The sequence below is a fragment of the Pseudomonas sp. genome (assembly GCF_036387035.1).
GTDB lineage: Bacteria > Pseudomonadota > Gammaproteobacteria > Pseudomonadales > Pseudomonadaceae > Aquipseudomonas.
In genome coordinates, this window is sequence record NZ_DASVUM010000207.1 from 1 (window position 1) to 7,399 (window position 7,399).

The 7,399-nt window shown below is 60.1% G+C and carries 8 protein-coding genes; 5 read left to right on the plus strand and 3 right to left on the minus strand.

Translation table 11 applies throughout. The annotated features are described in order from the left end of the window. Positions 1-19: 19 nt before the first annotated feature. The 3 genes from secB to VF672_RS19550 form a co-directional block, all read right to left on the minus strand. Positions 20-514, minus strand: coding sequence for a protein-export chaperone SecB (gene secB, locus VF672_RS19540; RefSeq protein ID WP_331106188.1), 495 nt, complete (start codon positions 512-514; stop codon positions 20-22). 76 nt (positions 515-590) lie between these two features. Beyond that, a complete protein-coding gene (gene grxC, locus VF672_RS19545; protein ID WP_065987377.1) occupies positions 591-845 on the minus strand; it encodes a glutaredoxin 3 in 255 nt (84 codons plus the stop codon). Position 846: 1 nt separating this feature from the next. After that, the gene (locus VF672_RS19550; protein WP_331106194.1) at positions 847-1,260 is read right to left on the minus strand and encodes a rhodanese-like domain-containing protein; all 414 of its coding nucleotides are present in this window, start codon (positions 1,258-1,260) and stop codon (positions 847-849) included. A 160-nt stretch (positions 1,261-1,420) separates the two neighbouring features. Here VF672_RS19550 and gpmI point away from each other — a divergent pair, with 160 nt between their 5' ends. From gpmI to VF672_RS19575, 5 genes are all read left to right on the plus strand, one after another. Then, positions 1,421-2,956 carry a 2,3-bisphosphoglycerate-independent phosphoglycerate mutase gene (gene gpmI / locus VF672_RS19555; RefSeq protein WP_331106189.1) on the plus strand — a complete coding sequence of 512 codons (1,536 nt, stop codon included), beginning with the start codon at positions 1,421-1,423 and terminating at the stop codon, positions 2,954-2,956. 138 nt (positions 2,957-3,094) lie between these two features. Further along, positions 3,095-4,417, plus strand: a complete 1,323-nt coding sequence (locus tag VF672_RS19560) for a murein hydrolase activator EnvC (RefSeq protein WP_331106190.1) — start codon at positions 3,095-3,097, stop codon at positions 4,415-4,417. A gap of 30 nt (positions 4,418-4,447) precedes the next feature. Beyond that, a complete protein-coding gene (locus VF672_RS19565) occupies positions 4,448-5,779 on the plus strand; it encodes a S41 family peptidase (protein ID WP_331106191.1) in 1,332 nt (443 codons plus the stop codon). Position 5,780: 1 nt separating this feature from the next. Then, positions 5,781-6,581, plus strand: coding sequence for a divergent polysaccharide deacetylase family protein (locus VF672_RS19570; RefSeq protein WP_331106192.1), 801 nt, complete (start codon positions 5,781-5,783; stop codon positions 6,579-6,581). 212 nt (positions 6,582-6,793) lie between these two features. Next, the coding region (locus VF672_RS19575; protein ID WP_331106193.1) for an acyltransferase at positions 6,794-7,399 on the plus strand (606 nt) is incomplete at its 3' end.

Genomic DNA, 7,399 nt, shown 5'->3' on the forward strand with positions numbered 1-7,399 from the left:
TTTTGTGCCGCAATAACGCTTACTGAACAGTCGGCGTTGGTGTTTCACCGGCTTCCTGCATGCGTTGCAGCTCTTGGGCGTACAGGGCGTCAAAGTTCACCGGGGCCAGCATCAGCGCAGGGAACGAGCCACGGACAACCAGGCTGTCGACGGTTTCGCGAGCGTACGGGAACAGAATGTTCGGGCAGAACGCGCCGAGGGTGTGGCTCATCGAGCTGGCGTCCAGACCTTTGATCAGGAAGATACCGGCTTGCTGCACTTCAGCGATGAAGGCGATTTCTTCGCCGTTCTTCACTTCAACCGACAGGGTCAGCACGACTTCGTAGAAGTCATTTTCCAGCTGCTTCTGGCGGGTGTTCAGGTCCAGGCTGACGCTCGGGGTCCATTCCTGGCGGAAGATTGCCGGGCTTTTTGGCGCTTCGAACGACAGGTCGCGGACGTAGATGCGTTGCAGGGAAAACTGCGGTGCTTCTTCTTCGTTGGAAGTGGCGCCGTTATTCGGTTGATCAGTCATCTCAGATCCTTGTTGTGAGGTCTTGTAGGCTTGCGGGCTGTGCAAAAAACGATCGTTTTCACAACCCGGTTCGAATTCAGGCGCTCAGCAGCTTATCGAGCTTGCCGGCACGCTCCAGGGCGAAAAGGTCATCGCAGCCGCCGACATGGACCGAGCCGATCCAGATCTGCGGCACCGAGGTACGCCCGGATTTTTTGGTCATTTCAGCGCGAATCTGTGGCTTGCCGTCGACCTTGATCTCTTGGAAGCCGACACCCTTGCCCGCCAGCAGCGACTTGGCGCGGGAGCAATAAGGGCAGTAATCGCTGGAGTAGACGACGACGTCGGTCATTTCACTTCACCAGAGGCAGGTTGTCACCGCGCCACGACGAAATCCCGCCGGACAGCTTGGCGGCATTGAAGCCGACTTTCAGCAGTTCGCGTGCGGTATGGCCGGCGTGCTGGCCAGCGGCGTCGACGATGATCAGGGTTTTAGGCTTGAATTTCTCCAGCTCCGCGGTGCGGGTCAGGATTTTGTCCTGCGGGAAATTCACGGCGCCGACGATGTGACCGCCGGTGAATTCCTTCTTGGCACGCACGTCGATGACAACGGCTTCATCGCGGTTGACCAGGGCGGTCAATTCGCCAGTGCTCAGGCTGCGGCCACCTTTGCTAAGCTCCGTTGCGATCAGCAGGCCCAGCAGGATGACGAAAGCACCCGTCAGCAGATAGTGATTCGTGGCAAATTCAATCAGGTGAGCAACCATCATCAGGTTCCAGGGCGTTAAAATGTCGGCCAGTATACACAGCCCCCAAGGTGGGCCAAAGCCCGTACGGCAGTACGCCGTTTAGCTTGTCGCTGATTTGAACTTGTCCCTAAACTGTCGATCTTTTTTCTACTTCACCTATTAGCCAAGAGTGGGATTCATGACTACCACGCCTAAACCTTTGGTATTGATCATCCTGGACGGCTTCGGTCACAGCGACAGCCACCACGGCAATGCGGTCTACGCAGCGAAGATGCCGGTCTTCGATCGCTTGTACCAGACCATGCCAAACGGCTTGATCTCCGGGTCCGGCATGGACGTCGGTCTGCCTGACGGGCAGATGGGCAACTCTGAAGTCGGCCACATGAACCTGGGCGCCGGGCGCGTGGTGTATCAAGACTTCACCCGCGTGACCAAAGCGATCCGCGACGGGGAGTTCTTCGAAAACCCCGCCATCTGTAATGCAGTCGATCAAGCAGTTGGCGCCGGCAAGGCCGTGCACGTTCTCGGCCTGTTGTCCGACGGCGGCGTTCACAGCCATGAAGATCACCTGGTGGCGATGGTTGAGCTGGCCGCCAAGCGTGGAGCCGAGAAGATCTACCTGCACGCATTCCTGGATGGCCGCGACACGCCCCCGCGCAGCGCCCATCAATACCTCGAAACCATGGAAGCAGCCTACGCGCGCCTGGGCAAAGGCCGCACCGCCACGATCATCGGCCGCTACTTCGCCATGGACCGCGACAATCGCTGGGACCGTGTCGAATCGGCTTACAACCTGATCGTCGACGGCACCTCGGAATTTCACGCCGACAATGCCAAGGCCGCGCTGGACGCCGCTTATGAGCGTGGCGAAAACGATGAATTCGTCAAAGCCACCAGCATCGGCGCCCCGGTGACAGTCGAAGACGGCGACGCGGTGGTGTTCATGAACTTCCGCTCCGACCGTGCGCGCGAACTGACCCGCGTATTCGTCGAAGACGATTTCGCGGACTTCGCCCGTCGTCGTCAGGCCAAGCTGGCCGGCTTCGTCACGCTGACCAAGTACGCAGCGAGCATCACCGCACCGGCAGCCTTCGAAAAGGCCGGCCTGCACAACGTGCTCGGCGAATACCTCTCGAACAACGGCAAAACCCAGCTGCGCATCGCCGAGACCGAGAAGTACGCCCACGTGACGTTCTTCTTCTCGGGCGGCCGTGAAGAACCGTTCCCTGGCGAAGAGCGCATCCTTATCCCTTCCCCCAAGGTGGCCACTTACGACCTGCAGCCAGAAATGAGCGCGCCGGAAGTCACCGACCGAATCGTCGACGCCATCGAGCACCAACGTTACGACGTGATCGTCGTCAACTACGCCAACGGCGACATGGTGGGTCACAGCGGGATCATGGAAGCGGCGGTCAAGGCCGTTGAATGCCTGGACGTCTGCGTGGGTCGCATCACTCAGGCGCTGGAAAAAGTCGGCGGCGAAGCGCTGATCACTGCCGACCACGGCAACGTCGAGCAGATGACCAACGAGCAGACCCACCAGCCTCATACCGCCCACACCACCGAGCCGGTGCCTTTCATTTACGTGGGCAAGCGGGATCTCAAGGTGCGCGAAGGCGGCGTTCTCGCCGACGTGGCGCCAACCATGCTGACGCTGCTCGGGATGCAAATTCCGGCAGAAATGACCGGCACCTCGATTCTGGTCGCCAAGTAAGCCCCTTGAACCGACCCGCCAGTCGCTGGCGGGCCGGTTTTGTATGAAATGTCTGACGGCCACGTCGTCCGATCGTTTTTTTTGCAGCCATCGGCGGGCATACTAGGCCCGTCTTCACTCCTGGTATCGCCCAACCTCATGCTTCGCGCCCTGATCGCCCTCGCTTTGATGTGTCTGCTTAATCCGGCTTTTGCCGATGATGATCGCGCACAAACGCAGAAACAGCTGGACGCCACGCGTCAGGACATCACTGAACTGAAGAAAGCGCTGAGCCAGTTGCAGGAAGAGAAATCCGGCGTACAGAAAGATCTGCGCTCCACTGAAACTCAAATGGGGAAGCTGGAAAAGCAGGTGGAGGCCCTGCAAAAGGAACTAAAAAAGACTGAAAGCGAGCTGCAACGGCTCGACCAGGAGAAAAAAAAACTCCAGACCGCACGCGTTGAACAGCAACGGCTGATCGCGATCCAGGCGCGCGCTGCCTACCAGAGCGGCCGCCAGGAATACCTCAAGCTGCTGCTCAATCAGCAGAACCCCGAAAAATTCGCCCGTACCCTCACCTATTACGATTACCTGAGCCAGGCCCGCCTGGAGCAGTTGCGCAACTTCAATGAAACCCTGCGTCAGCTGGCCGGCGTCGAGAAAGACATCGACCTGCAACAAGCGCAGCTTCTGGTGCAAAAGAGTTCGCTGGATGACCAGAAAGACCAGCTCGACACCGTCCGCCAGGAACGTCAGGTGGCGCTGGCCAAGCTGAATCAGGATTACAAGGTCCGCGACCAGAAGCTGCAGTCTCGACAACAGGATCAGGCTGACCTGAGCAAAGTGCTCAAGACGATCGAAGAGACCCTCGCCCGCCAGGCGCGGGAAGCCGAAGAGGCCCGCCAGAAAGCGTTGTTGGCGCAGCAGGAAGCCGAGAAACGCCAGCGCGAGCAAGAAGCCCTGGCGAAAAGCCGTGCCAAAGACGATGCGAAGGACAACAGCGACGTGGCCCCGTCTCGCCCCACCAAGGCGCCCGGGGCGATGGTTTCCAGTGCCGGTCAGTCCTATGGCGGCGCTTTTGAGCAGGCGAAGGGAAAACTTCCTTGGCCAGTCGATGGTCGATTGTTGGCGCGATTCGGTGAAAGCCGCGGCGATGACGAGCGCACCAAGTGGGATGGCGTGATGATCAGTGCTGCTGCAGGCAGCCAGGTCCGCGCGGTGCACGGTGGTCGGGTGGTCTTCGCCGACTGGTTGCGCGGTGCCGGGCTTCTGGTCATTCTCGACCACGGCAATGGTTATTTGAGTCTGTACGGTCACAACCAGAGCCTGTTGAAAGAGGCCGGTGACGTCGTAAAAGCCGGAGAAGCGATCTCCACTGTCGGTAACAGTGGTGGTGGTCAGGACACTCCGGCGTTGTATTTCGCTATTCGTCAGCAGGGTCGCCCCAGTGATCCGGCCCAATGGTGTCGCACTCAAGGATAAGTCGACACCTCACTCAGGAGTTCGTAAGACATGCTGTTTTCGTCCCGCCTCACCTCGCTGGCCCTGACTATCGCCGTGGTTATCGGCGCGCCTCTGGCCCACGCTGCCGGTGCCGCCCCCGCTCCTGCGCCCGCCGCAGCTGCACCCGCCAACGCCGCGAACATCAAGGCGCCGCTGCCGCTCGACGAGCTGCGCACCTTCGCTGAGGTCATGGACCGGATCAAAGCCGCGTACGTCGAACCTGTCGATGACAAGACGCTGCTCGAGAACGCCATCAAAGGCATGCTGAGCAACCTCGATCCGCACTCTGCATATCTGGGCCCGGAAGATTTCCAGGAGCTGCAGGAAAGCACCAGCGGCGAATTCGGCGGGCTGGGTATCGAGGTGGGCGTGGAAGACGGCTTCGTCAAAGTCGTGTCCCCCATTGATGACACGCCTGCATCCAAGGCCGGCATTGAGGCGGGTGACCTGATCGTCAAGATCAACGGCACGCCGACCCAGGGCCAGACGATGCAAGAGGCCGTGGACAAAATGCGCGGCAAGCTCGGCGAAAAGATCACCCTCACTCTGGTACGTGACGGCGGCAACCCCTTTGACGTGACACTGGCGCGCGCGACCATTCAGGTCAAAAGCGTGAAGTCGCAGATGCTGGAGCCAGGCTACGGTTACATCCGCATCACTCAATTCCAGGTCAAGACCGGTGAAGAAGTCGGCAAGGCGCTGGCCAAACTGCGCAAGGACAACGGCAAGAAGATGAGCGGGTTGATCCTCGACCTGCGCAACAACCCGGGGGGTGTGTTGCAGGCCGCGGTCGAGGTGGCTGACCACTTCCTGACCAAGGGTCTGATCGTTTACACCAAAGGCCGGATCGCCAACTCCGAACTGCGCTTCTCGGCAGACCCGGCCGACGCCAGCGAAGGCGTCCCTCTGGTCGTGCTGATCAATGGCGGCAGTGCCTCGGCGTCGGAAATCGTCGCCGGTGCCTTGCAAGACCAGAAGCGCGGCATCCTGATGGGCACCGATACGTTCGGTAAAGGCTCGGTGCAGACTGTTCTGCCGCTGGCCAACGACCGCGCGCTGAAAATCACCACGGCGCTGTACTTCACGCCGAACGGACGTTCGATTCAGGCCCAGGGCATCAACCCGGACATCGAGGTCAAACGCGCCAAGCTGACCGCCGAAGCCGATGGCGACAACTACAAAGAGGCCGATCTGCTGGGTCACTTGGGCAACGGCAACGGCGGCGCGGACAAACCGACCACCAAGGCCAAGGCTGGCAAGGCGCGTCCACAGGACGATGACTACCAGATGAATCAGGCCCTCAGCTTGCTCAAGGGTTTGAGTGTCACGCGCGGCAATTGAGATGCGCGTCTGGTTGATAGGGCTCGTCTGGGCCCTAGCCGTCACGACAGGTGCTGCACACGCAGCCCCGACCGAGCCTTCAGCGACCGGCGGCAAAGCGCCGAAGGTCGCTTATCTCAGCTTGATCATTGACGATCTTGGACAGAACCCCGAGCGGGACAGCCGCGCACTGGCACTCCCTGGCCCAGTGACGCTGGCGATCATGCCCGACACGCCTCACGCCACGGACTTCGCGCGCCAGGCTCACAAAGCCGGCAAGACGGTCATGCTGCACATGCCGATGGATCCCGCGACCGGGCCGTATGCCTGGCATCCGGAGCTGCCTCTGCCTGAACTTGAGTCGCGCCTGAATGCCGCGTTGCTGAAAGTCCCTTACGCCGCGGGTATCAATAACCACATGGGCAGCCGCATGACGGCCGAGCCGGTCGCGATGAGCTGGCTGGTCGGCGAGCTGCAGCGCCGCCATTTGTTTCTGGTCGACAGCCGCACCAGCGCCAAAACCGTTGCCGCCGCCGAGGCGCAGAAGATCGGCCTGGCCAGCGTGTCCCGCGACGTGTTCCTCGACGACGAGCGCACGGCAGAGGCCATCAACGGCCAACTGCAGACGGCCATAAAGTTGGCGCACAAGCAGGGCTCGGCCGTGATGATCGGCCATCCGTATCCGGTGACGATGGATGTGCTGGAGCGCGAACTTCCCAAGCTCAAAGCCCAAGGCATCGACTGGATCGAACTGCGCCATATGATCAGCATACGCGGCAACGAAGCGATGGCGGGGCACGGGAAGAATGGCGTTTATCGCTAACGCTTAGGCTGTCTCTTCTCATTGGTACATAACCAACTCCCCCTGCCGTAATTCTGGCAGCCCGAAAAACATCACGTTTGTAGCCATCGATTCAAGTCATTAATTTGACTGTGAGCGTCAGTCCTCTATCTTCAAGCTCGAACGCATGCAGCGCCCCGAATGCAGTGGAGTGCCCACCCCTCGACTCATTTCGACTACGGATAACGGCGCCCATGAATTCGACATCCATTGCCACCGAGCGCGCCCTGACCTATCGCCCCGAGATAGACGGCTTGCGGACGGTAGCCGTGCTGCCTGTGATCCTTTTCCACGCCGGCTTCACGTTTTTCTCAGGCGGCTTCGTCGGCGTCGACATCTTCTTCGTCATCTCGGGGTACCTGATCACGTCCATTCTGGCCGCAGAAATCGCCCAGGGGCATTTCTCGATTCTGAAGTTCTATGAGCGCCGTGCCCGACGCATCCTGCCCGCCCTGTTTTTCGTCATCATCGCCACGCTGCCATTTGCGCTGGTGTGGATGCTCGACAGCGATATTCAGAATCTTGGGCGCAGCATCATGTCGGTGGCGGTCTTCGCCTCCAACCTGTTCTTCTGGCGCAACACTGACTATTTCGATCCGGCGGCCGGGGAACAACCTCTGCTGCACACCTGGAGCCTGGCGGTTGAAGAGCAGTACTACATTTTCTTCCCGCTGTTCCTGCTGCTCGCCTGGAAGCTGAAAAAGCCCGGCCTGACGCTGTTGATTCTGGTGATTACCTGCGTCTCCCTGGCCTTGGCCGAGTGGGGCGCGACGTACCATCCGGCGGTCAATTTCTACCTG